Below are 1957 nucleotides of genomic sequence, written 5' to 3'. Positions count from 1 at the left end.
TGACGTTCTATGAGGCTTCTTCGCTGAAGCACAAGTTCGAACTCATCACGGCCGATGAACGTCCGTATGAACTGTTCGCCGATTGTCAGAAGTTCAAGCAGTTGATGAGCAACTTGCTCTCGAACGCCGTGAAGTATTCACCGCGCGGTGGGAAAATCACCGTCGAATTGGCCCGCCACGACCAATCGGTGTCGATTAAAGTGAAGGACCAAGGGATCGGTATCCCGAGCGACGCGCTCGACCGTCTCTTCGACAAGTTCTATCGGGTCGACAATTCGGATAGCCGAGAAATCGGTGGAACCGGACTCGGTCTCCCGATTTGTCAAGAGATCGTGCGCGGTCACGCCGGGCAGATTCATGTCGAGTCGGTCCAACATCAAGGCTCGACGTTCACGGTCGTGATTCCGAGCTTCGAATACGCGGTTCGCGAACAAGAGTCGACGACAGCTTAATCAACGAAGTACGACAAGGCGCCTGATCTTTCCTCGATCAGGCGCCTGTTTGTATGCGATGAGATATTTTTCAGTTGCCCGCTTGACCGCAATCAGAGCGACTCGTGTACAATAGAGGTTGTACATAATGGAAAGGGGGACTTTGAATGCCATTGATCGCATTCCTACACACGCACGTCACGAGCTGGGTCTTGTTACTCGTCTTGTTCGCTGTCGCCTATATCGGCTACAAGAACGGCAACAAGAGCGGAAAAATCGCCCATATGGCGTTTCGACTCATGCTGCTCGTCGCGTTCGGCACGGGACTTTATTTGTATTTACAATTGAACGGTGGCGGCATGTTCTATCACGTGAAAATCACGGTCGGACTGCTCGCGCTTATCTTTGGTGAGATGACGCTCATCCGTCTGAAGAAACACAAACCTGCGGGCACGATGTTCGGTGGTTTTGCCATTCTCGCACTCGTGACGATCTTCATCGGCTATGCGTTGCCATACGGACAGTCGTTCTTCAGCAACTTCATTTGATTTGGTTTCCCACTTCGCACATCGGAGTGGGAATTTTTGTTTTGTCCGTAAATTATTAGGGGAAAATAAAAAATTCAGTGATAACGATGATGAGGTGAAACGATGGAACAACAAATGAATGAATGGTCACGCGTCTTGCACGCTCGCAGATGGATGAAACAAACCGAATCGTTCCTGCCGCTCTGGCACGGGTACATCGGCTATAAATATGGATTGTTCGATGCGCTACAAGGCGGGGCGAGTTTTGCGGAGATGACGCTTCGCTTGAAGCAGCCGTTGACGAAGCTCGCACTCGAGCGTTGGCTTGACGTCGGTGTCGCCGTGCGCCATTTGAAGAAGAAAGGCTGGCGCTATTTCCCGACCCGTAGTCTGAAATATCAGCTGTCGCATGAAGATGAACGCAGCATCGGTTTCATGCTCCAAGAGATGATGGAACTCCATATCCCGGCGCTTATCGCATACCCTGACTTTTTAGAGACGGGCAAACAGAAGACGTTTGATGGGGCGACACATGGTCAAGTCGTCGCGCAGACGTCGACACTCGTCGAGACGGTCGCGTTCCCGGTCGTGCAGCAACTGTTGCGTCAAGCCGACGTTAAGACGATGCTCGATATCGGTTGCGGTCACGGTGGCTATTTGCGCAAACTGCACGGGCTCGAACCAGAGTGGCAATTGACCGGCATCGACCTTGAAGAAGAGGTGATTGCCGAGGCGCGTGAACAAGATGAATCCGGTGAGATTCGCTATGAAGTGGCCGACTTCATGGAATGGGATCACGACGAGCGGTTCGATGCCGTCATGATGAACAATATGCTCTATTACTTCTCCCCGGACGAACGAATCGAACTGCTCGGACGGATGCTCGAAAACTTAGACGAATCAGGTGTCGCCGTCCTCGTCACACCGCTCGCCGAGACGCCGCTCGGCGCTCGATTTGCCTCAGCGTTCAATGCGTTCATGACGTTGCATAATAATCTC

The 1957-nt window shown here is 52.2% G+C and carries 4 protein-coding genes; 3 read left to right on the top strand and 1 reads right to left on the bottom strand.

The window, feature by feature from the left end:
* The coding region (locus B9Z54_RS18030; RefSeq protein ID WP_162785282.1) for a sensor histidine kinase at positions 1–452 on the top strand (452 nt) is incomplete at its 5' end.
* Here the strand turns inward: B9Z54_RS18030 and B9Z54_RS24985 are convergent.
* Complete coding sequence (locus tag B9Z54_RS24985) at positions 453–605, bottom strand: hypothetical protein (protein WP_162785281.1); 153 nt, start codon at positions 603–605, stop codon at positions 453–455. It lies immediately after the preceding gene.
* Here B9Z54_RS24985 and B9Z54_RS18025 point away from each other — a divergent pair.
* Positions 599–979 (top strand): YisL family protein, encoded by a 381-nt coding sequence (locus tag B9Z54_RS18025; RefSeq protein ID WP_113929792.1) that lies wholly within the window; start codon positions 599–601, stop codon positions 977–979. The two genes, B9Z54_RS24985 and B9Z54_RS18025, sit on opposite strands and share 7 nt — an antisense overlap.
* A gap of 102 nt (positions 980–1081) precedes the next feature.
* A partial coding sequence (locus B9Z54_RS18020; RefSeq protein ID WP_162785280.1) for a class I SAM-dependent methyltransferase occupies positions 1082–1957 on the top strand: 876 nt, incomplete at its 3' end.

Source organism: Bacillus sp. P14.5, from assembly GCF_003316765.1.
Lineage (GTDB): Bacteria > Bacillota > Bacilli > Bacillales > Bacillaceae_B > Rossellomorea.
The sequence above is the reverse complement of the archived record's forward strand: the minus strand, read 5'-3'. Positions and strand labels throughout refer to the sequence as shown.

Coding starts and splice junctions, on each gene's coding strand:
- B9Z54_RS18025 (WP_113929792.1), top strand. CDS start 599: ATGCCATTGATCGCATTCCTACACACGCACGTCACGAGCTGGGTCTTG.
- B9Z54_RS24985 (WP_162785281.1), bottom strand. CDS start 605: ATGGCATTCAAAGTCCCCCTTTCCATTATGTACAACCTCTATTGTACA.